At 70.7% G+C, this 23,628-nt stretch carries 21 protein-coding genes; 6 read left to right on the forward strand and 15 right to left on the reverse strand.

What is annotated here, in order from left to right; translation table 11 throughout:
• Positions 1–5 precede the first annotated feature (5 nt).
• The 6 genes from ACO1BU_RS20915 to ACO1BU_RS20940 form a co-directional block, all read right to left on the reverse strand.
• Positions 6–836: an FAD binding domain-containing protein gene (locus tag ACO1BU_RS20915; RefSeq protein WP_424137909.1), complete on the reverse strand. Its 831-nt coding sequence runs from the start codon at positions 834–836 to the stop codon at positions 6–8.
• Positions 833–3,211, reverse strand: coding sequence for a xanthine dehydrogenase family protein molybdopterin-binding subunit (locus ACO1BU_RS20920; protein ID WP_424137910.1), 2,379 nt, complete (start codon positions 3,209–3,211; stop codon positions 833–835). Before ACO1BU_RS20920 ends, ACO1BU_RS20915 begins: the two co-directional genes overlap by 4 nt.
• 51 nt (positions 3,212–3,262) lie before the next feature.
• Positions 3,263–4,252, reverse strand: a complete 990-nt coding sequence (locus ACO1BU_RS20925) for a Bug family tripartite tricarboxylate transporter substrate binding protein (RefSeq protein WP_424137911.1) — start codon at positions 4,250–4,252, stop codon at positions 3,263–3,265.
• A gap of 79 nt (positions 4,253–4,331) precedes the next feature.
• Complete coding sequence (locus tag ACO1BU_RS20930) at positions 4,332–5,618, reverse strand: TRAP transporter large permease (protein WP_424137912.1); 1,287 nt, start codon at positions 5,616–5,618, stop codon at positions 4,332–4,334.
• A complete protein-coding gene (locus ACO1BU_RS20935) occupies positions 5,615–6,118 on the reverse strand; it encodes a TRAP transporter small permease (protein ID WP_424137913.1) in 504 nt (167 codons plus the stop codon). Before ACO1BU_RS20935 ends, ACO1BU_RS20930 begins: the two co-directional genes overlap by 4 nt.
• Positions 6,119–6,123: 5 nt before the next feature.
• Positions 6,124–7,113: a TRAP transporter substrate-binding protein gene (locus ACO1BU_RS20940; RefSeq protein ID WP_424137914.1), complete on the reverse strand. Its 990-nt coding sequence runs from the start codon at positions 7,111–7,113 to the stop codon at positions 6,124–6,126.
• 166 nt (positions 7,114–7,279) lie between these two features.
• Between ACO1BU_RS20940 and ACO1BU_RS20945 the strand changes: the two genes are divergently transcribed.
• Entirely contained in the window at positions 7,280–8,215 is a 936-nt protein-coding gene (locus ACO1BU_RS20945; RefSeq protein WP_424137915.1) for a LysR family transcriptional regulator, read from the forward strand.
• Between the two features lie 36 nt (positions 8,216–8,251).
• Here the strand turns inward: ACO1BU_RS20945 and ACO1BU_RS20950 are convergent, their stop codons facing one another.
• Together ACO1BU_RS20950 and ACO1BU_RS20955 are read right to left on the reverse strand one after the other, a co-directional pair.
• Complete coding sequence (locus ACO1BU_RS20950) at positions 8,252–9,574, reverse strand: ATP-binding protein (RefSeq protein WP_424137916.1); 1,323 nt, start codon at positions 9,572–9,574, stop codon at positions 8,252–8,254.
• Between the two features lie 44 nt (positions 9,575–9,618).
• Positions 9,619–10,896 (reverse strand): ABC transporter substrate-binding protein, encoded by a 1,278-nt coding sequence (locus ACO1BU_RS20955; RefSeq protein ID WP_424137917.1) that lies wholly within the window; start codon positions 10,894–10,896, stop codon positions 9,619–9,621.
• Between the two features lie 38 nt (positions 10,897–10,934).
• Here ACO1BU_RS20955 and rsmI point away from each other — a divergent pair, with 38 nt between their 5' ends.
• The 4 genes from rsmI (at position 10,935) to ydfG (ending at position 16,257) form a co-directional block, all read left to right on the forward strand.
• Positions 10,935–11,786, forward strand: a complete 852-nt coding sequence (rsmI, locus tag ACO1BU_RS20960) for a 16S rRNA (cytidine(1402)-2'-O)-methyltransferase (RefSeq protein WP_424137962.1) — start codon at positions 10,935–10,937, stop codon at positions 11,784–11,786.
• A gap of 85 nt (positions 11,787–11,871) precedes the next feature.
• Positions 11,872–13,029, forward strand: coding sequence for a glycosyltransferase family A protein (locus ACO1BU_RS20965; protein WP_424137918.1), 1,158 nt, complete (start codon positions 11,872–11,874; stop codon positions 13,027–13,029).
• A 133-nt stretch (positions 13,030–13,162) separates the two neighbouring features.
• Positions 13,163–15,505: a xanthine dehydrogenase family protein molybdopterin-binding subunit gene (locus ACO1BU_RS20970; protein ID WP_424137919.1), complete on the forward strand. Its 2,343-nt coding sequence runs from the start codon at positions 13,163–13,165 to the stop codon at positions 15,503–15,505.
• On the forward strand, positions 15,502–16,257 hold the full coding sequence (gene ydfG / locus ACO1BU_RS20975) for a bifunctional NADP-dependent 3-hydroxy acid dehydrogenase/3-hydroxypropionate dehydrogenase YdfG (RefSeq protein WP_424137920.1): 756 nt from the start codon (positions 15,502–15,504) through the stop codon (positions 16,255–16,257). Before ACO1BU_RS20970 ends, ydfG begins: the two co-directional genes overlap by 4 nt.
• A 105-nt stretch (positions 16,258–16,362) precedes the next feature.
• Here the strand turns inward: ydfG and ACO1BU_RS20980 are convergent, their stop codons facing one another.
• The 7 genes from ACO1BU_RS20980 to ACO1BU_RS21010 form a co-directional block, all read right to left on the reverse strand.
• The gene (locus ACO1BU_RS20980; RefSeq protein ID WP_424137921.1) at positions 16,363–17,931 is read right to left on the reverse strand and encodes a DegQ family serine endoprotease; all 1,569 of its coding nucleotides are present in this window, start codon (positions 17,929–17,931) and stop codon (positions 16,363–16,365) included.
• 97 nt (positions 17,932–18,028) lie between these two features.
• The gene (locus tag ACO1BU_RS20985) at positions 18,029–19,381 is read right to left on the reverse strand and encodes a sensor histidine kinase (RefSeq protein ID WP_424137922.1); all 1,353 of its coding nucleotides are present in this window, start codon (positions 19,379–19,381) and stop codon (positions 18,029–18,031) included.
• Positions 19,378–20,073 carry a winged helix-turn-helix domain-containing protein gene (locus ACO1BU_RS20990; protein ID WP_424137923.1) on the reverse strand — a complete coding sequence of 232 codons (696 nt, stop codon included), beginning with the start codon at positions 20,071–20,073 and terminating at the stop codon, positions 19,378–19,380. Before ACO1BU_RS20990 ends, ACO1BU_RS20985 begins: the two co-directional genes overlap by 4 nt.
• 165 nt (positions 20,074–20,238) lie before the next feature.
• A complete protein-coding gene (locus tag ACO1BU_RS20995) occupies positions 20,239–21,639 on the reverse strand; it encodes an AtzE family amidohydrolase (protein WP_424137924.1) in 1,401 nt (466 codons plus the stop codon).
• Entirely contained in the window at positions 21,636–21,842 is a 207-nt protein-coding gene (locus ACO1BU_RS21000; RefSeq protein WP_424137925.1) for a DUF4089 domain-containing protein, read from the reverse strand. The genes ACO1BU_RS20995 and ACO1BU_RS21000 overlap by 4 nt, the downstream gene beginning before the upstream one ends.
• 120 nt (positions 21,843–21,962) lie before the next feature.
• Positions 21,963–22,472, reverse strand: coding sequence for a DUF3016 domain-containing protein (locus ACO1BU_RS21005; RefSeq protein ID WP_424137926.1), 510 nt, complete (start codon positions 22,470–22,472; stop codon positions 21,963–21,965).
• 327 nt (positions 22,473–22,799) lie between these two features.
• Positions 22,800–23,006: a hypothetical protein gene (locus ACO1BU_RS21010; protein ID WP_424137927.1), complete on the reverse strand. Its 207-nt coding sequence runs from the start codon at positions 23,004–23,006 to the stop codon at positions 22,800–22,802.
• Between the two features lie 113 nt (positions 23,007–23,119).
• On the opposite strand from ACO1BU_RS21010, the gene ACO1BU_RS21015 reads away from it, so the two are divergent.
• A complete protein-coding gene (locus tag ACO1BU_RS21015) occupies positions 23,120–23,614 on the forward strand; it encodes a helix-turn-helix domain-containing protein (protein WP_424137928.1) in 495 nt (164 codons plus the stop codon).
• The last annotated feature ends 14 nt before the right edge of the window (positions 23,615–23,628 follow it).

Below are 23,628 nucleotides of genomic sequence, written 5' to 3' on the forward strand. Positions count from 1 at the left end.
GGGTCTCAGGCCTGGCCGGTGGCGCGGCGGAGCAGCACGCGGGCGAGGTGGATGCGGTGGGCGGCGGTGACCTCGGCGCCGCCCATGGCGTCGAGGCTGGCGAAAGCAGCGCAAGCGGCTTCGACGCCATGGGCGACGAGGGCGGTTTCGGCCTCCGTCTGTCGGCGGGTGGCGGATTCCACGCCGCAGAGGGCGATGCGGGCCTCCGCGATGCGGGCGCCGTCATGGCGCAGGGCAAGGGCGAGGCCGGCCATGGCGTAGTCGCCATGGCGACGGGAGACCTCCTGGAAGGAATGGGTCCAGCCCGGGCGGATGGCCGGGATTTCCACCTGCAGGATCAACTCGCCGGGTTCGAGCGCGGTGGCATAGACGCCGAGGAAGAAGTCCTCCGCCGCGATGCGCCGCTCGCCCCGGGCCGAGGCGGTGACGATGGTGGCGCCGAGGCAGGTGACGCAGGCCGGCATTTCGGCCGCGGGATCGGCGAGGCCGAGGCTGCCGCCGAGCGTGCCGCGGTTGCGGATGGCGGGATGCGCGACATGGTGCAGCGCCTGGGCCAGCAGCGGCGCGGCCTGTTGCACCAGGGGCGAGGCCAGCACATCGGCGTGGCGGGCGCGGGCGCCAATGGTCAGGATGCCATTCGCCAGGGTGATCGCGTCCAGGCCGGGGATGCGGTTGATGTCCACCAGCATGCCGGGGCGGGCCATGCGGAGATTGAGCATGGGCATCAGGCTCTGGCCGCCGGCGAGGATGGCGGCCTCCGCGCCCTGTTCGGCGAGAATGGCGAGGGCGCCATCCAGCGTGTCGGGGCGGGCATAGTCGAAGCGGGCGGGCTTCATTCGGCAGCCTCCAGCGTGCCGAGGGCGCGCAGGATCACGGTGGGGGTGATGGGAAGTTCGGAGACCTTCGCGCCGCGCGAGGCGAGCGCGTCATTCACCGCGTTCAGCACGGCGGCGGGGGCGCCGCAGGTGCCGGCTTCGCCGGCGCCCTTGGCGCCGAGGGCGGAGCCGGAATAGGGCGTCTCGACATGGCCGACGGTGATGTCGGGCGCGTTGTCGGCCATGGGCAGGAGATAGTCGGCGAGGGTGCCGGTCAGGAACTGGCCGGTGATGGGGTCGTAGCGGCAGGCTTCCAGCAGCGCCTCTCCGATGCCCTGCACCGCGCCGCCACGTACTTGTTCATCCACCAGCAGCGGGTTCAGCAACCGGCCGCAATCGCCGACCACCCAGTGGCGCAGCGGGGTGACGATTCCGGTGTCGGGATCAATCTCCACGAGGCTGGCCTGGAGGCCGTTGGTGGTGAGGAAGACATCCTCCTCACGCCGGAACTGATGGGTGGCGGTGAATTGCGGCTGCATCCCGCCCGGCAATTCATGGCCGCGGAAGAAGACAGTGGAGGCGAGCTCGGCCAGCGCCATGCGTGGCGTGCCGCTGGCATCGACCACCTGGCCGTCCCGGACATCCAGCGCCTCGGGCGTGGATTGGAGAAGGGCGGCGGCGGTCTTGAGGATTTCGGCGCGCAGCTTGCGGCCGGCGCCCCAGGCGGCCTCTCCGCCGATGCTGGCACCGCGCGAGGCCCAGGCGCCGCCGCCATGCGGGGCATTGGCCGTATCGCCAGTGTGGATGGTGACGCGGGATGGGGCAACGCCCACGGCATCGGCCACGACCTGAACGATGCCCTGCTGGATGCCCTGACCGATCTCAGCAACCGAGGCGCGGGCGACGACATCGCCGGTGGGTTCCAGCGTGACGACGACGGTGTCCATCGCGGCCACCGGCACATGGGCCGCGCCATAGGCCGCGGGACCGGAGGCCGTGTATTCGACCACGGCCGAGAAGCCGAGGCCGATGCAGCGGCCCTCGGCGCGCATTGCCTCGATCTCTGCGCGCAGCTTCGGCAGATCAAGCAGGCGCTCGAACTCCGCGAGGGTGGCGGTGTGGGAGAGTTCGGCCATGCGGCCGCCGGCGGGGTTGGTCCAAGGCATCATGGCCTCGGGCAGGAAGTTGCGGCGGCGGAACTCCAGCGGGTCCTCGCCGCGCGCGGCGGCGGCCATGTCCACCAGGCGCTCGGTGGTGGCGCAGCCGATGGGGTGGCCGACCGAGCGGTACTGGCCGGTGGGCACCTTGTTCTGGAGCGCACAGCGCAGCCGGGCGCGGTAGGCGCCGAAGTGATAGGGCGCGCCGACCGTGCGGAGGACGCTCATCGCCTCCACGGTGGAGGAGCGGGGATAGATGGAATAGGCGCCGAGGCCCTGGATGTCGTCGGCATCGAAGGCGAGGATGCGGCCTTCGGCATCCACGGCCATGCGGGCATGCATGACGTGCTCGCGCGCGTGAATGTCGGCCATCAGCGCCTCAATCCGGTCGCAGACATAGCGCACGGGGCGGCCGATGAGGCGGGATGCGGCGCAGACCGCGACCTCATCGGGATAGACATGCATCTTTATGCCGAAGCCGCCGCCGACATCGCCGGCGATGACGCGCACGCGGCCCATGGGCAGGTCCAGCAATTCCGCCAGATGCACCTGCATCTGATGCGGGATCTGGTGGGACATGCGAACTTCGAGCGCCTCGGCCGCCGGGTCGTAAGTTGCCAGCACGCTGCGGGATTCCAGCGGCACGCCGGTGTGGCGGGTGAAGGTGAAGCGCTCCTCTACCACCAGGGCCGCCTTGGCGAAGGCGGCTTCCACATCGCCCTCGCCGAATTCGGTGCGCCAGGCGAGGTTGGAGGTGAGGCCCTGATGCGTGGGCGGGGAGGCGGCGTCCAGCGCCTTGGCCGGATCGGTCACGGCCGGAAGTTCGTCCCACTCAAGCTCGATCAGTTCCAGCGCGTCCTCTGCGATGGCGCGGGAGGCCGCCAGGACGAGGGCGACGGGTTCGCCCTGGTAGACGGCGCGCTCCCGGGCCAGCGGGCCCTGTTCCGGGGAGACGAGGCCGGGGAAGGCGCGGGACTGGGTACGCCAGCTTCGGCAGAAGGGGGCCAGATCCTCGGCGGTCAGGATGGCGCGCACGCCGGGCAGGGCGCGGGCGGCGTCGCGGCCCGTGATGCGGAAGCCGGCATGCGGGAAGGGGCTGCGCAGGAAGGCGGCGTGCAGCTCGCCCTTGGCGGCGGAGTCATCGGTGTAGCGGCCACGACCCTCGATCAGGCGACGCGTGGCGGCGCGGGGCATGGGGCGGCCGATCCAGCCATCCTCAGGCAGTGCTGTGTCGGGCATGACGAACCTTGCGAAGTGGCGGGAGGGGGCGCGCCCCTGCCGCAATGGAATTCAGGTGACCTTCACGCCGGCCTTGCGGATCAGGGCGTGCCAGCGCGGCGTGACCTCGCGCACCAGGGCGCCCAGCCCCTCCGGCGTGCCGGGGGCGGGGGTGTGGCCGATCTCGATCAGCTTCGCCTGCACGGCGGGCACGCGCAGCGCGTCGTTCATCGCGGCGTTGATGCGGTCCACGATGGGTTTCGGCATGCCGGCTGGACCCCAGACCGCATCGAAGGTCGCGAGGTCGAGGCCGGTGACGCCCTGTTCGGTGAAGGTGCTGAGATCGGGCATGGAGCTGGAGCGGTTGGAGCCGGTCATCGCCAGGCCCTTCACCGCGCCGGCCTGGATGTGGCTGAGCACGCTGACCGGGGTGGCGAAGGAAACATCGATGCGGCCGCCCAGCATCTCGGTGATCGCCGCCGCCTCGCCGCGGAAGGGGATGTGCTCCATCGGAACCTTGTGGTCCTGGTGCAGCACTTCGCCGAACAGGTGGGCTGCGGAGCCGTTGCCCCAGGTGCCGTAGTTTACGGGGCGGCCAAGGGCCTTGGCCCAGGCGATGAAGCCCGGTGCATCATTGAAAGGAGCAGCCTTCGGGGCGGTGAGCAGGATGCTGGCATGCACGGCCATGCCGATGGGCGTGAAGGCCGTCATCGGGTCGAAGGGCAGGTTGGGGTAGAGCGCCGCGCTGCTGGTGATCGTGCTGTTGATGGTCAGCATGAAGGTGTGGCCATCGGGCGGGGCCTTGGCCACGACATCGGCGCCGATGGTGCCGACCGCGCCAGGGCGGTTCTCGATCACCAGGGGGAAACGAGCCGTTTCCCCGGGCTGGCCCAGGGCGGGGGACATGTGCTCGGCCAGCAGGCGGGCGATCACGTCGATGGCGCCGCCGGGCGGGAAGGGCAGGATGAAGCGGATGGGGCGGCTGGGAAAGGCCGCCTGGGCGCGTGCCACGGCCGGGGCCGCGAGAGCGAGGCCGAGGAAGGTGCGGCGCTTGGTGGTCATCGGGAAGTCAGTCCTCCGGTGATGGCCGTTTGCGTCTGTGGCGCGCGGTCCAGGCGCCATTCCTGCCCTGGCGCCAAGCTCATGTCAGGCTGTGCAGGCCGAGCGCCGCAGGCACGGCATAGACCACGATCGGCACGAAGGCGATCAGCAGCGCGACGGCGAGCATGGTCAGCAAATAGGGCCAGAGATGCCGCGTCAGCTCCGGCAGGGTCGCGCCGCTGATGCCGAGGATGATGTAGAGGCCAACGCCGAGCGGCGGGGTGAAGAGCGCGATGCCCATCACCGTGGTCATCACCGTGCCGTAGTGCAGCAGGTCGATTCCCAGTTCCCGCGCGATGGGCACGAAGACGGGGATGAGCATCAGCATGCCGGGAATGCCGTCCAGCAGCGCGAAGAGTACGAGGAAGACGAGGATGCTGAGGATCATGAACATGGTGCGCCCGCCGCCCACCGAGGCGATCAGCTCGGCAAGGGCCTGGGGCACCTGCTCCACGGTCATGAGCCAGGCCAGGATGTTGGCGCCGGCGATCATCAGCATCACGGCGCCCGTTGCGATGCCGCTGCGCACCAGGGCGCGGGCGAAGAAGGCGGGCGTGATTTCCCGGTACAAGACCGTGCCGGCGATGGTGGCATAGGCGACGGCGACGACAGCGGCTTCGGTGGGGGTGAAGAGGCCGCCGAGGATGCCGCCGAAGATGATGACGGGAAGCAGCAGCGCCCAGCCGGCGCTGAGGAAGGCCTGAAAGCGACCGCGCCAGGACACGCGCGGCTCGGGCGAGAGGCCCGCGCGGCGCTCCTGGATCCGCAGATGGATCATCAACGCGCCGGCCATGATGAAGGCCGGCAGGAAGCCCGCGGCGAAGAGGGCGGCGACGGAAGTGTTGGTGACGCTGCCATAGACGACCATGGTCAGGCAGGGCGGGACGAGGATGCCCATGCCGGCGGCGGCGGCCACGATGGCGCCGGCGCGCGCGCCGCTGTAGCCGCGTTCCTTCATGGAGGGGATCATCACCGAGCCCACCGCGGCCGCATCGGCATTGGTCGAGCCGGAGATGCCGGAGAAGAGCATCATCGCCAGCACCACCACATTGCCCAGCCCACCGCGCACATGGCCGACCAGGGCGGTGGCGAAGGTGATGAGGCGGCGGGAGATGCCGCCTGTCTCCATCAGCTCACCCGCCAGGATGAAGAAGGGGATGGCGAGATAGGTGAAGCTGTCGATGGCGCCGAAGGTGCGGCTGGCCACGATGTCCATCGGCACGCCCTCCATCAGCCAGAGGCCGATGGCGGCGGCGCCGCCCAGCGCGAAGGCAATCGGCGTTCCGATCGCCACGAAGACGAGGAAAAGGGAGAGGACTGCGGTCATCCGACGGCTTCAGGCAGCGGCGCCTCGGGCTGAGGCTCTTTGATGAGCAGCCCGGCGAGCAGGTGGAAGAGCATGAGCGCGGCGCCGACCGGGATGGCCGCATAGGGCAGCGCCATGCCGATGGGCAGGGTGGCGGAATCCTGAAGGGATGCCTGGGCGGTTTCGTTCATGCCGGTGCGGACCAGGATGGCCAGGAAGCCCGCGCTGACCACGAAGGCCGCCGCCCGCGCGGCCAGGCGGCCGGCGCGGGGGAAGCGCTGCACCAGCGCGTCCAGCACGTAATGCGTCCCCTCCCGCGTGGCGAGCGCGGCGCCGAGCAGGCTGACCCAGACGAAGAGGTAGCGCGCGGCTTCCTCGGACCAGATCAGCGGCTCGTTGAAGGCGTAGCGCGCGATCACCTGGGCGAGGGTCGCCCCCGTCATCGCCAGAACGAGCAGGGCGAGGACGAAGGCTTCCAGACGTGCAAGCCAGGTGTCGGTGAAGCGAAGAAGGGACAGCATGCCGTTTAGCCGACGGCGGCGACGATGCGATCGACCAGCGGCTTGCCGAGCCGCTCCTCGAACTGCGTGTAGGTCTTGCGGCCGACCTCGCGGAAAGGGGCCAGATCGGGCTGGGTGACGTTCACGCCGGCGGCCTTGATCTGGTCCATGGCGCTGACATCGCGCTTGTGGCGGTCTTCCATCACGGCCTTGCGGCCTTCCAGGGAGGCCTTGCGCATCACGGCCTTCAGTTCTTCCGGCAGGCGGTTCCAGCCGCGCTCGCTCATGACGAAGGTGTTGACCAGCATCATGTGGTTGGTGATCGCGAGGTTCTTCGCGACCTCCAGGTGGCGGGAGGAAAGGAAGGTGACGTTGTCGTTCTCCGCCCCGTCCAGCACGCCCTGCTGAAGGGCGGTGTAAACCTCGCCCAGCGCCATCGGCGTGGGCGCGGCGCCGAGGCCACGGAAGAGGGCGATGAAGGAGGGGTTGGGAATGACGCGAATCTTCAGGCCGCGCAGATCGTCCACGGCGTTGACGGCCTTGCTGCGCGTATAGATGTTGCGGAAGGTCACTTCCCAGAAGTTCACCACGCGGAAGCCGGAGGTCGCGGCGCGGCGCACCAGCTCTTCCTCCACCACCGGGCCGTCCAGCAGGCGGAAGGCAGCGGCCTCGTCCTGAACCAGGTAGGGCAGGTCCAGCACGCCGAATTGCGGGATGAAGGTGACCATGCTGGCGGAGGCGTCGATGATGCCGTCCAGCACGCCAGCCTGGACGTTCTGCCACATCTCCCTCTGCGCGCCGAGCTGGCTGGAGGGGAAGAGGTTGATCTTCAGCTTGCCGCCGCTCTCCTTCTCCGCCACTTCCGCCATGTGGCGGGCACCGACCAGGATGGGATGCTGCGGGTCCAGCGCGCTGCCGATGCGAAGGGTGCGGACTTCCTGGGCGGAGCCACGGATGGCGAAGAGAGGGAGGGTACCGGCCGCCAGCAGAGAGGCGCCCAGGGTGCGTCGCTTCATCGTCAAAGATCTCCTCGGCAGGTCGCCAGGCCCCGTCACGCGCCGGGGCGATACCTTCAGCCCGTAATGGTCCTTACGGTGCATTGAGGGTGAGCGCTATCCAATGCGTGCCGCTCGCCGAAGAAGAGTTTTTCGTGCAAGGTGATGCCGAATTGGCATCAGGCCCATGACGTCGCGCAATCTCCGCATCCATGCTCCAGGCATCCAGTATTTCGACGCGGTGCGCCGCGCCGGTTCCATCCGGGAGGCGGCGCGACGGCTGAATATCGCCTCCTCCGCCGTCAACCGGCAGGTTCTCAAGATCGAGGACGAACTGGGCGCCAAGCTGTTCGAGCGGTTGCCGGGCGGGCTGCGGCTGACGGCGGCGGGGGAGGTGCTGGCGCAGCATGTGATGACCGTGTTGCGGGATGCCGAGCGGGCGCGGTCGGAGCTGGACGCGCTGCATGGGCTGCGGACCGGCCATGTGGAGCTGGTGACGCTGGAGGGGCTGTGCCACCGCGTGGTGCCGGAGGCGGCGGCCTCGCTGGCGGCGAGCCGGCCGCGCATCACGCTAAGCACGGATATCCTGGGCAGCGCGGAGATCCCCGATGCGATTCTGTCCGGCGACGCGCATCTGGGCCTGGCCTTCGAGGTGCGGCGGCGGCCGGGGTTACGGCAGCTGGCGGTGGCGCGGTTGCCGCTGGGGGCGGTGGTGCCGCCGGATTCGCCCTTGGCGGGGCGGGCCTCGATCGGGTTAGGGGATTGCGCGGGGATGCCGCTGATCCTGCCGCGCGGCAATTTCGCCAACCGCGACCAGATCGAGGCGCTGCTGGAACGGCGCAGCGCGGGGCGGCGCGTACGCTACGAGGCGGGCTCGGTGGAACTGCTGAAGCAGATGGTTCTGCGCGGGCTGGGCATCGCCTTCATGACCCGTGCAGGGCTGGAGACGGAGCTGGAGGCCGGGCGGTTGGTGCATGTGCCGCTGCACCAGGGGCGGTCCGCGGTGCTGAGCGAGCTGGGGCTCTATGCCCGGGCGGAAACGACGCTGCCGGCCGCGGCGGCGGCCTTCGCGCAGCATCTGGGGGAGATCATGGGGCGGATGGCAGAAGCGCGGGGCCGGTAGGAGAAGGCCGGAGGCCTTCCTTTTCAGCCAGCCTTTTCAGCCTCCCGGCAGCCAGACCTTCATCACGGTCCCCCGCCCAAGCTCACTCTCGATCAGAAGCCGGCCGCGGTGGTGGCCGACGATGTGCTTCACGATGGCAAGGCCAAGCCCGGTGCCGCCGGCCGCGCGGGAACGGCCGGCATCGACGCGGTAGAAGCGCTCGGTCAGGCGCGGGATGTGCTCGCGCGCGATGCCCGGCCCGTCATCGGCCACGCTCAGCAGCACGCCCGGGGGCAGGCCGCCTTCGGGGGAGGACAGGGCGCGGACGGAGAGGGTGATCTTCCCGCCCTCGCGCCCGTAGCGCACCGCGTTCTCCAGCAGGTTGCGCAGCACCTGGGCGAGTTGGCCGGGATCGGCCGGGGTGACGGTGGCGGGGGAGAGATCGAGGGTCAGCTTGGCGTTGCGGCTGGCCAGGATGGGGGCCATGGCGGCGGCCTCGTCCCGGGCCAGGGCGTCCAGCCGGGCCTCGCCGGTGGGGGCCTGGTGCTCCGTCATCTCGATGCGGGAAAGGCCGAGCAGATCCTCGATGAGGCGGCGCATGCGGTCGGCCTGCTCGGCGATGATGGTCAGGAAGCGGGTGCTTGCCTCGGGATCCCCGGCGGCGGGGCCGCGCAGGGTCTCGACGAAACCGATGATGGAGGCGAGCGGCGTGCGCAGCTCGTGGCTGGCATTGGCCACGAAATCGGCGCGCATCCGTTCCGCCGCGCGGGCCTGGGTGCGGTCAGCCAGCACGATGAGAAGGCGGCCACCATCGGAGAGGGGCGGGTCGAGCGGGATGACCTGGGTGGAGAGGTCGCGTGCCACGGGCACGGGCAGCATCGCCTCGGCAGTCTGCGGGGCGCCCTCGGCCAGGGCCCGGTCCACGGCGCCGGCGATCCGGGGGTGACGGAGGAAGGCGGCGGTGTCCGCGGTGTGGCCATCCGGGCCGGTGCCGAAGAAGCGCGCGGCGGCGGCATTGGCGCGGAGCGGGCTGCGATCCCCGGCCAGGACGATCAGCGGATCGGGCAGGGCTTCGATGATGGCGGCATCGGCGCGCCGCATCCGGCTGAGCTGGGCTTCCCGCTCCGCCAGGCTGCGGGTGAGGCGGGCGGCGGCTTCCGAGACGCGGGCGGCCGAGGGCAGCAGGGGATCATGCGGCGGGGCGGGGCGGCCCTCGGCGGCGGCTCGCAGATCGGCCTCCAGCCCGGCCAGTGTACCGAGCCAGGCCCGGGCGAGGAGCAGCGCGGCCACGATCGTGGCCAGCAGCCCGAGGACCGCCGTGGTGGGATCGGCCCCCTGGGCGAGCAGGAGCAGAAGGGCGGCGGTCGGAACACCACCCATAAGCCCCGCCACCCGGAGCAGGGCCGGCCAGGAGGGACGTGCGCTCAGAAGCCGGCCAGACCAGGCAGAAGCGGCGGGTCGACCGGCTGCGGCTCGGCGCCCGGGGACAGCGCATAGACGGCCAGCGCTCGCTGCACCTGCCCGTCGGGCAGCAGGCGATAGGTGCCATCAGCGCCGGTCAGCGGCTCGTTCACCGGCAGGCGGGCCTGGGCGGTGGGATTGCCGGGCTGCACGGCCCGCAGCGCCGCCGCCGTCGCGTCATAGGCTGTGGCGGCGAGGCGCGGGGGACGCTCCCCAAAGGCGGCCTGATAGCGGGCTTCGAAGCCGCTGCGGGCGATGGGGTCGGGGCCTGGAATCCAGGCGCCGGCCAGGGCGGGCTCGCTGGACAGGCTGGCGTCGCCGAACCAGAGCAGGGTACCGCCTAACCGCATCGCTGGGCTGGCCAGGCCGGCACTGGCCAGGGCCGCGGCCATCTCGCGGGCCTGGGTGCCGCTCTCTCCGAGGATCAGCAGGCCGAGGCCCTCCTGGCCGGCCTGGGCGGCGACCTGCCCGGCCGCCTGGGCGCGGGAGGCGGCGTTGGGATAGGTGACGACGACGGGCGGGGGCAGCCCGGCATCGCGCGCCGCGTTGCGGAGGGCGGCGGCGAGCTGGCGGGTGAAGGCGCCTTCCGGCCCGGCGAGGCCGACGCGCTGGATGCCGGCCGCCTGGGCGGAGGCGAGGAGCCGCCGCACCTGCTGGGCTGGGGTGATGCCGAGCGGCCAGACACCGTTGCCGCCCTGGTCCACGTCATTGGTGAAGGCCAGCACGGGTACCTGCATCGCGCGGGCCTGGCCGGCGGCGGCGGCCGTCTCGGCGCCGGTCAGCGGGCCGACCACCACGCGGGCGCCCTCGGCCAGGGCGGCGCGCGCGGCCTCTGAGGCGCCGCCGGCCGTGCCGGTGGTGTTGCGCGGCATCAACTCCACCCCGGGCTGCCCGGCATCGAACAAGGCGAGGGTGGCTGCGTTCATCATGGCGGGGCCAAGGGCCGCCTGTGGGCCGCTCATCGGCAGCAGGACGGCGATCTTGGCGGTCGGGGGCTCCTGCGGAACCTGCGCGGCATAGGGGTTGGGCCCGCCGAAGAGCGGCGCGGCAGGACGGGCCTGGAAGCTGCGCGGTTGCGGGGCGCAGGCGGCCAGGCCCAAAACGGCCAGCAGGGCCGCGAGGCCTCCCAGGCGGCGTCCCGCCCCCTTGGAGAGCGGCAGGCGGACGTCATGGCGCGAGGAGACCGGGTTTGCAGTGCGACGGGGATGAAGGGCCGGGGCCCGGAACGGACGAGGATCCACGCGGGGTCCCTTCTGGTGCTGGCGGTCAGGTCGCAGGAATCGCCCCTGGTTTATGGCTGGTCGCGACCCCCATCGGCAACCTGGGGGACCTCTCTCCCCGCGCGGTCGTGACCCTGCGGGGGGCGGATCTGATCCTGTGCGAGGACACGCGGGTGACGGCACCGCTGCTGGCGAGGCACGGGATCGGCGTGCCCCTGCACGCCCTGCACGACCATAATGAGGCGCAGGAAGTGCCGCGGCTGCTGGAGCGGTTGCGGGGCGGGGCAAGGCTGGCGCTGGTCTCCGATGCCGGAACGCCGCTGGTGAGCGATCCCGGTTACCGGCTGGCGCGGGCGGCGATGGCGGCGGGGATCTTTGTTTCCGCCGTGCCGGGGCCGAATGCGGCGGTGATGGCGCTGACCCTTTCGGGCCTGCCGCCGTTGCCTTTCCTGTTCATGGGCTTTCTGCCGCCGAAGGCGGGGGCGCGGGCGGAGGCGATCGCGCGGCTGCGCGCGGCGGAGGGGGCCGGGCTTTCGGCCACGCTGGTCTTCTTCGAGGCGCCGCACCGGCTTGCCGAATGCCTGGCTGCCCTGGCCGAGGGTTTTGGCGATCGCCCGGCGGCGGTGGCGCGGGAGCTGACCAAGCGATTCGAGGAGGTGCGGCGAAATTCCCTGCCGGCCCTGGCCGCGCATTACGCGGAACATGCGGCACGGGGGGAGATCGTGGTGGTGGTGGGTCCGGCGGCGGCCGATGCGCCGAGCGGCGTGGAGGAGGTGGATGCGCGGCTGCGCGCCGCGCTGGCCGCCGGGGAATCGCTGCGCGATGCCGCGGCGATGGTGGCGGCGGCCACGGGGCTGCCGCGGCGGCAGGTCTATGCCCGGGCGCTGGAGCTGGGGCGGGAGGAAGGCTGACCGTTGCCTTCCCGCCGCACAGGCCCTAGCCATCCGTTCTTGAATGAATTTCACGAAGCCGCGAGCGTGAGGTGGGGCGGAAGCCATGAGTGATGGACTGCCTCTTCCGGCCCTGCATGCGGAACCGGCGCCTGTTCCGCTGGACGTGCCGATCATCCTCTTCGGCTTCAATCGGCCGGCCTATCTGGAGCGGGTCTGCGCCTCCCTGTCGAACCAGCGAGGGGTGGTGCTGAACCCGCGACGGGTCTTTCTGCTGCAGGATGGGCCCGTCTCCCCCCGAACCGGGCTGCGCTATGCGGAGGATGCGCAAATCGAGGCCTCCATCGGGGCCTTCCGCGCGCATTTTCCGCGCGGGCAGGTCGCGGCGGCGCGCGGAAATCTGGGCATCGCGGCGAATATCCGGCGCGGCGAGGCCTTGGCCTTCGAGGCGCTGGATGCCGATTGCGCCTATTTCTTCGAGGACGACCTGGAGCTGGGCCCGGAATATCTGCGTATCATGGAGGCGTTGCGGGCGCTCTCGGATCGTGACCCGCGCGTCGGCTATTTCGCGGCTTATGGCGACCACCATATCGCGCTGCCCGGGCCAGAGGCGTGGCTGACCATGTTGCAGCACCATTGGGGCTTCGGGCTGCGGCGGGAGCCCTGGAGGCGGCTGCGGGCCTGGCTGGCGCCCTATTACGAGATCCTGGACAGGGCCGATTATGCCGCCCGGGACCATCTGGCGATCTTTCGCTGGATGGAGTCGCTGGATGTCGCAACGGGCGCTTCTTCGCAGGATGCGGTGAAGACGGTGGGCTGCAACGCCCTGGGCATCGCGCGGGTGATGACCGATGTTTGCTTTGGCCGCTACATCGGCGCCCAGGGCGCCTCCTTCCGCGAGGAAAAGTTCCGGGCCATGGGCTTCGACCGCATGAGCTGGGTGGAGGGGCCGGAACACCGCCTGGCGGCGGGGGTGGATGCGCAGGTGTCCGCCATCATCTCCGAGCCGCGCAAGCGGCATGAGCAGTACCGGGCCGAGCGCCTGCCGAAGCTGCTGGAAGAGCAGGCGCGCACACGGCTGGAGCGGGACCGGCCGGCGACGCGCGAGGATGTGGTGATGCTGTTCCGGTACCTGCTGGACCGGCTGCCGGAGGATGAGGCGGTGGAATCGCTGGCCGAGCGGCACTCCGTGCGGCAAGTGCGGGACATCCTGCTGGGCAGCCGGGAGTTCCGCGGGCGCAATCCGCGCCCCGCCGAGGGCTGAACCGGCCGGGCCGGGACGGCCTGCTGGCCAGGGACGCGGCCGGGGGGGCTTTCGCGGCGCAGCATCTCCGCCCACCTTGCGGCGGTATCCCGGTGCGCTCCGCCGGGGTCTGGACAGAGGTTAGGATGCCCGCATGAACGCCCCGATCGACCCCTCCAGGCTGAAATTCGGCATCGGCCAGCCCGTCTCCCGGAAGGAGGACCCCGTGCTGCTGCGGGGCCAGGGGCGCTACAGCGACGACCTTGCCCTGCCCGGGCAGGTCTATGCGGTGATGGTCCGCAGCCCTTACGCCCATGGCGTCCTGAACGGGATCGACATGACGGAGGCCGCCGCCATGCCGGGCGTGCTGGCCATTTATACCGGACGTGATCTGGAGGCGGCGGGGATTGGCCCCATGCCGCTGCTGATCGGGCAGAAGAACCGCGACGGCAGCGCGCCGCGCCCGCCGCGGCAGCCCGTGCTGACGACGGACAAGGTGCGCTTCGTCGGCGATCCCGTGGCCATCGTGGTGGCGGAAACGGCGAAGCAGGCGCGGGATGCCGCGGAGGCGGTGGTGCTGGACATCGATCCGCTGCCGGCCGTGACCGAGGCGCGCGACGCCGTCGCGCCGGGGGCGCCGCAGCTCTATGACGACGTGCCCGGCAATCAGCTCGTCGATTTCCACTACGGCGATGCCGAGGCGGTGGCGGCGGCCTTCGCGCGGGCGGCGCATGTGACGAAGCTGCCCATCCGCAACAGCCGCGTCGTCGTCTCCCCGATGGAGCCGCGCTCGGCGCTCGCGACCTGGGAGGATGGGCGCTACGTGCTGCGCATGGGCAGCCAGGGCGTGTTCGGCATGCGCGGCAACATCGCCAAGGTGATGGGCGTGAAGCCGGAGGAGCTGCGCGTGCTGACGGGCAATGTCGGCGGCTCCTTCGGAATGAAGGCGAGCGTCTATCCCGAATATCCCTCGCTTCTCTATGCCGCGCGGCAGCTCGGGCGGCCGGTGAAGTGGACGGATTCGCGCTCGGAAAGCTTCCTCTCAGACAGCCATGGGCGCGACCATGATTTCGAGGCGGAGCTGGCGCTGGACGCGGAGGGGCATTTCCTCGCGGTGCGGCTGACGGGCTACGGCAATCTCGGCGCCTATATGAGCAACGCGACGACGCTGCCTTCCACCGGCAACACGGTGAAGAATGTGATCGGCGTGTACCGCACGCCGCTGGTGGAGGTTTCGACGCGCTGCGTCTTCACCAACACCACGCCGGTCGGCGCCTATCGCGGCGCGGGGCGGCCGGAAGGCAATTATTACATGGAGCGGCTGGTGGACACGGCCGCGCGGGAGATGGGGATCGACCGCGTGGAGCTGCGCCGGCGCAACCATATCCGTGCCGACCAGATCCCCTATGACGCGCCGTCCGGCATGCGTTACGACAGCGGTGACTTCCCGGCGATCCTGGAGGAGGCGCTGGCCGCGGCGGACTGGGACAACTTCCCGGCACGACGCGCGGAGGCCCGGAAGCGCGGCAAGCTGCGCGGCATCGGGATCGGGCACTACCTGGAGGTGACGGCGCCGCCCTCCAAGGAAATGGGCGGCATCCGCTTCGACGAGGATGGCGGCGTGACCATCCTGACGGGCACGCTGGATTACGGGCAGGGCCATGCCTCGCCCTTCGCGCAGGTGCTGGTGGACCGGCTGGGTATCCCGTTCGACAGGATCCGGCTGCAGCAGGGTGACAGCGACCTGCTGATCGCGGGCGGCGGCACGGGCGGCTCGCGCTCGATCATGGCGAGCGGGCAGGCGATCGTCACGGCCAGCACGCAGGTGATCGAGAAGGGGCGGAAGCTCGCGGCGCAGGCGCTGGAGGCTTCGGCGGAGGATATTGAGTTCTCGGATGGCCGTTTCGCCATCGTGGGGACGGATCGCGGCATCGGCATCCTGGAGCTCGCCGAGCGCGCGCGCGGGATGGGGACGCTGCCGGATGGCACGCCCGCCACGCTCGATGTCTCGACCACTGACCAGTACGAGGACTCCGCCTTCCCCAATGGCTGCCACATCGCCGAGGTGGAGGTGGACCCGGATACGGGCGAGGTGGCCGTGGTCAGCTATGTGACGGTCAACGACTTCGGCGTGCTGGTGAATCCGATGCTGGTAGCGGGCCAGGCGCATGGCGGCATTGTGCAGGGTATCGGCCAGGCGCTGCTGGAGCAGACGGCCTATGACCCCGAGGGGCAGCTGCTGTCCGGGTCCTACATGGATTACGGGCTGCCGCGGGCGGGGCATGCGCCTTTCTTCGGTTTTGCCAGCCATCCCGTGCCGGCGCGCACCAATGTGCTGGGGGTGAAGGGCTGCGGTGAGGCGGGCTGCGCCGGTTCGCTGCCCTCCGTCATGAATGCGCTGGTGGATGCGCTGGCCGAGCGGGGGGTGAAGCATCTGGATATGCCGGCGACGCCGCCGCGCGTCTGGCAGGCCGTCAATGGAGGAGCCGTGGCATGATCGTTCTCGTCACCGGGGCGACGGCCGGGTTCGGCTTGGCCATCGCGCGCCGCTTCGCGCAGGACGGCGCGAAGATTATCGCGGCCGGCCGGCGCGCCGAGCGGCTCAATGCGCTGCGGGACGAGCTGGGCAGCGACAAGGTGCTGCCCCTGGTTCTGGATGTGCGGGATCGCGTGGCCGTGGAGACGGGTATCGGCGACCTGCCGCCCGAATGGTCCGGGATCAGCGTGCTGGTGAACAATGCGGGCCTCGCTTTGGGGTTGGCGCCGGCGCAGCAGGCGGATCTCGATGACTGGGAGGCGATGATCGATACCAATGTGAAGGGTGTCGTCTATGTCACGCGCGCGGTGTTGCCGGGCATGGTCTCCCGCGGGCATGGGCATGTCATCAATATCGGCTCGACGGCCGGTGAGTGGCCCTATCCCGGCGGTAATGTCTATGGCGCGACCAAGGCCTTCGTCCGGCATTTCAGCCTGAACCTGCGGGCCGATCTGCATGGCACGCCGGTGCGGGTGACGGATATCGAACCCGGGCTGGTCGGCGGCACGGAGTTCAGCAACGTTCGCTTCCACGGCGACGACGCGAAGGCGGCCTCGATTTATGAGGGCGCGGATGCGCTGACGCCGGAGGACATCGCCGATGCCGTGCACTGGGTGGCGACGCGGCCGGCGCGGGTGAATGTGAACACGCTGCAGGTGATGCCGGTGGCCCAGAGCTTCGGGCCGCTGCGGGTGCACAAGCCCGGGCGCTGAGGCCAGAACCGAAGCCGCCGCGATCTCCGGTTGCGGGGATCGCGGCGGAAGATCGGGGAAGTTCGGGCCGCGCGGGAGGGATGCTCCCCCGCCGCCCGCTCTCTGTCAGCCCTGGCGCGGACCGTGGCCGTGAGCCGGCGCCTGCACCGCCACGAAGGCGGGTTGCCCGTCCCGGATCACCTGCAGGGCCACGGCGCCATCATTGCTCCGCAGCGCGTCGCGAATTGCGGAGACGGCTTGCTCGGGGTTCTGCACCTTCTTGCCGCCAATGGCGGTGATGACGTCGCCCTGCCGCAGACCGGCGTCGTCCGCCGGACTACCCGGCTGAACCTCGGCGATGACGGCGCCCTGTGTGCCGCGCGGCAGGTCCAGGCCGGCCTGCTCCGCCTCCTCCACCGTCGCCAGAGCGACGCCGAGGCGGCCGCGCTGCTGGCCTTCGTCACCCGCATCATTCGCGGCCTGCTGGTCGCGAAGCGCCGCGACCTTCACCTCAAGCCGCGTTTCCTTGCCGTTGCGTTGCGCGATCAGGGTGGTTTCCGTGCCAGGCCGCAGATCGGCAATCGCACGGGCCAGGTCGCGCGGGCTGTGCACGGGGGTGTCGCCCACCGCCGTCACGACATCGCCGGGCTGCAGGCCGGTGCGGGAGGCCGGGCTGTCGGGTTCGACCTGGGCGACCAGGGCGCCCTCGGGCTTTGGCAGGTGCAGGGCGCGGGCCATGGTCGCATCAACCGGCTGTGTCATCGCGCCGAGGAAGCCGCGTTCCACCCGGCCGTGCTCCCGGAGCTGCGTGATGACGCTGCTGACCAGGTTGGACGGAATGGCGAAGCCGATGCCGATCGACCCGCCGGAGGGGCTGAAGATCGCGGTGTTCACGCCGATGACCGAGCCGTCCAGCGCGAAGAGCGGGCCTCCGGAATTGCCGCGGTTGATGGGCGCGTCGATCTGCAGGAAGTCGTCATAGGGGCCGCTGTGGATGTCGCGGCCGCGCGCCGAGACGATGCCCGCCGTGACCGTGCCGCCGAGGCCGTAGGGGTTGCCGACGGCCACCACCCAGTCGCCGGGCCGGGCTGTGTCGGAGTTGCCGAGATTCAGGAAAGGCAGCGGGGCGCCGGCATCAACCTTCAGCAAGGCGAGGTCGGTGCGTGGGTCGCGGCCGACGATGCGGGCAGGCAGTTTACGCCCGTCATCCAGCGTCACCTTCACCTCGGTCGCGCCGTTCACGACGTGGTTGTTGGTGACGATATGGCCCGCGGCATCGATGATGAAGCCGGAGCCGAGCGCCTGGACCTGGCGGCCCTCGCCGCGGCTGGGACCCTGTTCGCCGAAGTAGCGGCGGAACATGCGATCCTGCGGTGAGCCCTTGGGGAAGGGGGAGCCCACATTCTCGGCCTCGGCGCGCTCGGTGGCGGTGATGGTGACGACGGCCGGGCGGACGCGCGCGACGAGATCGCCGAAGCCGGGCAGCGCGACCTGCGGGGCGGCCACGGCGGGGGCGTTGGGCTGCGTCTGGGTGGGTTGCGCCTGTGTCTGGGTCTGGGCCGGTTGAGTCAGATTCGGCTGGGCTTGGGCGAAGGCCGGCACGGGAAGCCAGCCGGCGGCGCCGGAGAGGGCGGTGCCGGCCAGCAGCAGGGCGCCGAGGGCGGCGCCCCGGCGGCGGTTGGAGGGGTTCGACATCTGCCTGTGTCCTGTTCCTGCGACGGATGGCCCGTCGGATGGCGGGAATCTGGGACGGCGGCGGTGGAGGATCGCCGACAGGATCATGAAAGGGATTTCAGAATCCGGGAGGCGTCGCCCGTGGGAGAGTCAGCGCCGCCCGGAGGCCGGGGGCGGGCGTGGCGTCATCCAGCGTCAGGGTTCCGCCATGCAGGCGGGCCACGGCGGCGACGAGCGAGAGGCCGAGACCCGTGCCCGGCGTGCCCCGGCTGCGGTCCAGGCGATAGAAGCGGCGCATGACCTTGTCGCGCTCCTCCGGTGGGATGCCTGGGCCCTGGTCGGAGACTTCCAGCCCTGGTTCCCCTGATGCGGAAGCGGGGCGGAGCACGACGCGGATGGTGCCGGCGCCATGGGTCAGGGCGTTGTCCAGCAGGTTCGCCAGGGCCTGGCGCAGCAGGGCCGCGCTGCCGGTGGCGCGTTGGCCCGGGGCGATGGCCGTTTCGATCTGGCGACCGGCTTCCTCGGCCACAGGGGCATAGGCCTCGGCCACCTGGGCGACCAGGGCGGAGAGGTCGAGCTCGGCGAAGCCCTCGCGTCCCGTTCCGGCCTCGGTGCGGGCGATGCGGAGGAGGGCGGAGAAGGTGGCGAGGATCTGGTCGAGTTCCTCCAGGGCGCTTTCCAGCATCTCGGCATCCGCCTCCGGATCCCGGGCGCGGGCCAGGGCGGCTTCCAGCCGTTGCCGCAGGCGGGAGAGCGGGGAGCGCAGGTCGTGGGCGATGTCGTCGGTGACCTGCCGGACCTCGGCCACCAGGGTTTCGATCCGCGCCAGCATGGCGTTGATGGTGACGGCGAGGCGGTCGAACTCGTCGCCCCGGCCGCTTTCCGGCAGGCGCTGGGTCAGGTCGCCCGCCATCACGGCCTGGGCGGCGGTGCTGATGCCGGCGAGGCGTCGTTCCAGCCCATTGGCGAGCAGGAAGCCCAGGCCCATGGCGATCAGGGCGGCCAGGCCACCGGCCACCGGCGGTGTCCAGGCCAGGGCCAGGGCGGCGCGATCAACGGAGGAAAGGTCGGTGGCGACGATCAGGTTCGCGCCGCCGGGCAGGATGGCGCCCAGGGCGCGGAGCGGGGGCTCACCGCCGGGCGGAGTAAGCGTCGCGAAACCGCGAAGGATGGCGGGAGGGGCGGGCAGGCGGCCGGCGATGGGGCGGCCATCGGGGGTCTGAAGAAGCACGAAGAGCGGGCCACGGCGGCGGGTGTAGATCTCCGCGGCCTCGGAGAGCCCGCGCAGGCCATAGGTCTCGTAGTCACGCAGCAAGCCCTCCGCCTCAGCCGCGAGGACGAGGTCGAGCTGCTGGCGGAGTGCGCCCTGCGCCCGCAGCCAGCCCCAGCCCGCGCCCAGGAAGGAGGTGACGAGCACGACGACCGCGATGGTCATCGCCACCCGAGGGGCGAAGCTGCGGAGGCGGATCACCCTGGGGCCCTGGCCGGCTCCGGCGGAGAAAGCATGTAGCCGGCGCCCCGCACGGTGCGGATCATCGGCGCCTCCCCGCCGCCTTCCAGCTTGCGGCGCAGGCGGCTGACATGGACATCCACGACATTGGTGGTGGGATCGAAGGAGAAGTCCCAGACCTTCTCCAGCAGCATGGTGCGGGTCAGCACCTCGCCGGGATGGCGCAGCATGTATTCGAGCAGGCGGAACTCGGTCGGCAGCAGCTCGATGGCGCGGGCGCCGCGGGTGACGGTGCGGCGCAGCAGGTCCATGCGGAGGTCGCCCACCACCAGCTCGTGCTGCTCGGCCTGCGCGGCAGGGCGGCGGGCCAGGGCGCGGATGCGGGCGCGCAGCTCGGCGAAGGCGAAGGGCTTGGCGAGGTAGTCGTCCGCCCCGGCTTCCAGCCCCTCGACCTTCCGGTCCACCTCGCCGAGGGCGGTGAGCACGAGAACGGGGGTGGTGATGTTCGAGGCGCGGAGGGCGCGCAGGATCGTCAGCCCATCCGGGCCGGGCAGCATGCGGTCGGTGACGATGACGTCGAAGGGTTCGTTCAGGGCCAGGAAGAGGCCGTTCCTGCCGTCCTTGGCCACGTCCACGACATGGCCTTCCTCGCCCAGCCCCTTGGCGACGTAATCGGCGGTGGCGACATCATCCTCGATTAGCAGGATGCGCATTCGGCCCTGACCCTCGTGACCGGTCCCGGGCGCAACCCTTAGCGGCAGTTTACCGGCGCGACGATCCCTCGGCCTGCGTCCCCTCCTCGATAACGGATCGCGGGGGCCGGGGGCCCCGGCGGAGGTCCAGCAGGCAGAGCCTCCTGCAGCCGCCTCCACGACCGTTCATGACACCGCTGGGCGGCATCCCACCACGCCGATCCGTTCCAACGCCCGTGCGACGCGCAGGGCCAGATCCTCTCGCCAGGGTGGCGCGATCACCTGCACGCCCAGCGGCAGGCCGCCATCCAGCCAAACCGGCACGGCGCAGACGGGCAGGCCGATGAAGGAGATGGGCTGGGTGAAGACGCCGAGATTCGGGCGCAGCGGCAGGGTCGCGCCATCCATCGCGATGGTCGTCCGGCCCAGCATGGGGGCGCGGCAGGGGGTGGAAGGGGCGAGGATGATGTCCACCCTTTCGAACAGCGCCAGCACCTGGCTGCGGTACCAGCGGCGGAAGCGCTGTGCGCGCTGGACCCAGGCGGCGGGGATGGCGGCGCCGGCAATCAGGCGGTCCCGCGTGGCCGGATCGAAATCAGCCGGGCGCGCGCGCAGGCGGGGAAGGTGGAGGGCGGCACCCTCGGCGGCGGTGATGACATAGGCGGCGGCGCGGGCGCGATGTGCCTCGGGCAGTTCGATGCGGTCCGTTGCCCCGAGCGCCGTGGCCACCTGGGCCACGGCGGCGAAGCAGTCCGGATCGCCGCCGCGCGCGAAATAACCGCCTGCGACGGCGATGCGAAGGCCGTTTGCCCCGGCTTCCAGGGCGGGAAGCGCGGGTTCCGCCGGGCGTGGGGCCTGGGCGGGATCCTCGGGATCCTCGCCCTGCATGGCGTCATAGGCGAGGACGAGATCCTGTACCGAGCGGGCGAAGGGGCCGAGATGGTCGAAGGATGAGACGAAGGGGAAGCTGCCGGCGCGGCTGAGGCGGCCATAGGTGGGCTTGAGGCCGAAGAGGCCGCAGAAGGCGGAGGGCACGCGGATGGAGCCGTTGGTGTCGGAGCCGAGCGCCAGCGGCACCATGCCCGCCGCCACCGCCGCGCCCGAGCCGCCGGAGGAGCCGCCGGTCATGCGGCTGGGGTCATGCGGGTTGCGGGACGGGCCGTCATGCGCGTTCTCGCCGGTGAAGTCATAGGCGTATTCGCCCATGTTGAGGCCGCCCAGCAGCACGGCGCCGGCTGCCTCCAACCGGCGAACCAGGGCGGCGTCCCGCGTGGCGGGCGCGCGGGTCCGGTTGATCAGGGAGCCGGCGCGGGTGGGCCGGCCCGCGATGTCGAACAGGTTCTTCACGGCGAAGGGCACGCCGGCCAGCGGGCCGAGCGGCTGGCCGGCCGAGCGGCGCGCGTCCAGGGCGTCCGCAGTGGCCAGGGCGCGGTTTGCGGTGATGTCGGTAAAGGCGTTGATGCCGGGGTTCAGCGCGGCGATCCGCGCCAGCGCGGCCTCGATCACCGCGCGGGCGGTGGTCGTGCCGGATGCGACGGCTGCGGCGATGGCCGAGGCCGTGGCACCGGCGCCCGTGACCTCGCTCATGTCCGGAACACCGGCGCAGGCTCGGCCTCGTCCTCCAGCGGGAAGGACTGCACGAGGCGCGCGGCGTTCCCGATGGTTCTCAGATTCGCCAGGATTTCGCCGCGCCAGGCCGGGTCCACCGGGATACCGTGCAGCGCGGCAGCAGCGTCGAGACAGATGAGCAGCGCGGCGTCATCCGGCAGCGGGGGCAGGTCTTCGGGCATCGGATCCTCCTGGCCGGTGGGCTGGCCGCGGCATCGGCGCCCATCCGTGCCACGGCGCGAGGAGCAGGATGCAACCGGTATGCCGTCCAGGAGACCGAACTGTCCCGGTTTGGGCCGCCGTCAGCCGCGCCGGCCGGGGAAGCGGGTCTGGAACCAGTCGTCCAGCATTGCCTTTTCGGAGAAAAGCCGGTCGCCAGAGCGCAGGCGGCCCGGGCGCATATCGAAGGCCTGGTCGCGCAGCTCATCCTCGCCGGTGCTGATTGTCCGTCCGCCTTCCTGCAACCGGTAGCGCAGGGCGATGCGGGGCCAGGTCACCGGCGTCACGACGCGGGCGTCCCTTGCCTCGAGGCGCCAGGGCTCGAACCGCCCGGCCAGATCGATATCGGTGATCTCGACATCGAGCCTCTGGCCATCCGGCAGCCCGTTCCTGGCCATGTGTTCGATGTGCCCGGCCAGTTCGCGCAGGGCCGGGGCGTTGGCCTTGGCAGGGCGGTCGCTGTTCAGGTTGGCATCGGTGAAATGTTCCGGGGCGATGAAGGTAACATGGGCGTCGCCTGCCCGGGCTTCGGATCCGCCACCCGCGATGGCCAGGAGCAGCACGGCTGCGGCAAGGGACCTGACGGAACGCATCTCTGCTCTCCCTTCTTCCGAGTGGGTGCTGGAGATGGGGTGCCTGAGCTGGTGCGTCATGGGCCTGGGCCGGGCAGCCAGCTGCCTTGCCATCATGTCGGGTGGGAGCATTCCCGTACCGGGATGTGAGCCCGAACTGCCGGCTGTGTGGGGAATCCATGATCCGGGCGCGGGCACGTGCCATTCGTCGCGTCAGGCCCGGAAGGTGGGCGATAGATCCACGACGCCGCGTTCCAGCATCGTCTCCTAGGCGGCGGCTCCGTCCCGTCCCGGTGTCACCGAGCCGGTGTCACCAGGGGGATGCGGGCCAGCCTCGCTCCGTTCGCCTCAGGCCAGCTTGCCGTTCTCGCTGGCGGTGGCCGGCGGCGTTCGGTCCATCAATGCCAGCACCTGCTTGTTATCCTGGCGATCCGGCGAGCGACGCTCCGGTGCGACGCGCAGAGAGGACGGGCTGCAAAGCCCAAAAACCAGCCGCGCCTGAAGCAGTCTGCGGTTGAGTTCAGCGGGGGAAGACGTTTCGACCATGCTTCTCATGGATGCATTCGATGGCCGGATTGATCTTTAACATATAGTAATTAACGCATCGCCTCTTCCTGATACTTGCTCGCCTCCCGCCAACAGAGTGCAACCGGAAGGGAGACCCGCCTGTGACGCATGTTTCGGCAGGCCTGCCAGAGGCTGGGCACCCGCTTGATATGCCACCCCCGATCCGCCGGATGCGGGCCAGACCGGTGGATGCCCATGTGGGCCGCCGCATCCGGCTGCGCCGCAATCTTATGGGCGTGAGCCAGCATGAACTGGCCCAGATGATCGGCGTGACCTTTCAGCAGATCCACAAATACGAGCAGGGCCAGAATTGCATCGGGGCGAGCCGCTTGTTCGACCTGGCGCGGGCCCTGGACGTGCCGATCGGTTTTTTCTTCGAGGAGATGCCCCCGCGCGAAGGCTCCGCCTGCCAGGATTCCGAGGGGGATGGAGTGCCGGCTGACCTGCTCCGGCAAGGGGAGATGCTGGATCTCGTGCGCGCCTACCGGCGCATAGAGCGTCCAGCCACCCGCCAGCGTATTCTGGCCCTTATCAGGACGCTGGTTCCCGCCGATCAGGATGTGACGGACGTGCTGGCCCGCCCGCCTGCCTCGTGACAGGCTGGCGCTGC

It is taken from the genome of Roseomonas chloroacetimidivorans (assembly GCF_049629625.1).
Lineage (GTDB): Bacteria > Pseudomonadota > Alphaproteobacteria > Acetobacterales > Acetobacteraceae > Roseomonas > Roseomonas chloroacetimidivorans.